Consider the following 552-nt stretch of genomic DNA (forward strand, 5'->3'; position numbering starts at 1 on the left):
GGACGAGGGGGCCGGGGGCGTGCCCTCCGGCAACCCCCGTACGCCCGTGCCCCGAAGCGCTCGTGCGCCGAGACGCCCGCGTCCCCCGTCTCGGCCGCCCGGCCGCCGCGCGTCTACGCCTCCGCGGGGAAGCCCGGGGGAGGCGTCGGGGCGCCCGGCAGGATGATGCGCGCCACCGTGCCGCCGCCGTCCGCCGGGCGCAGGGTGATCTCGCCGCCCGCCTGCTGGAGCGTGCGGGCCACGATCGCGAGCCCGAGGCCCGAGCCAGGCAGCGAGCGCGCCGACGGGGAGCGCCAGAAGCGCTCGAAGACGTGCGGCAGGTCCTCTGCCGGGATGCCGGGCCCGTGGTCCCGTACGGTCAGCTCGCCGTGCGCGTCGAGCCGGACCTCGACCGTGCCGCCCGGCGGGCTGAACTTGACCGCGTTGTCGAGGACGTTGACGACGGCGCGCTCCAGCGTCGCGGGCTCCGCCCGTACGTACCAGGTGCAGGTGGTCGCGCTGCACGAGGTCGTGGAGCACGCCCTGCGGTCGGCGGGCGGGATCGCGCGGCCC

The 552-nt window shown here is 78.1% G+C and carries 1 protein-coding gene; it reads right to left on the reverse strand.

The features are described 5' to 3' along the window. Nucleotides 1-113: 113 nt before the first annotated feature. A partial coding sequence (locus LCE31_RS40135; protein ID WP_225023259.1) for a sensor histidine kinase occupies nt 114-552 on the reverse strand: 439 nt, incomplete at its 5' end.

Source organism: Streptomyces sp. 8L (assembly GCF_020176795.1).
In the GTDB taxonomy this organism is placed as follows: Bacteria; Actinomycetota; Actinomycetes; order Streptomycetales; family Streptomycetaceae; genus Streptomyces.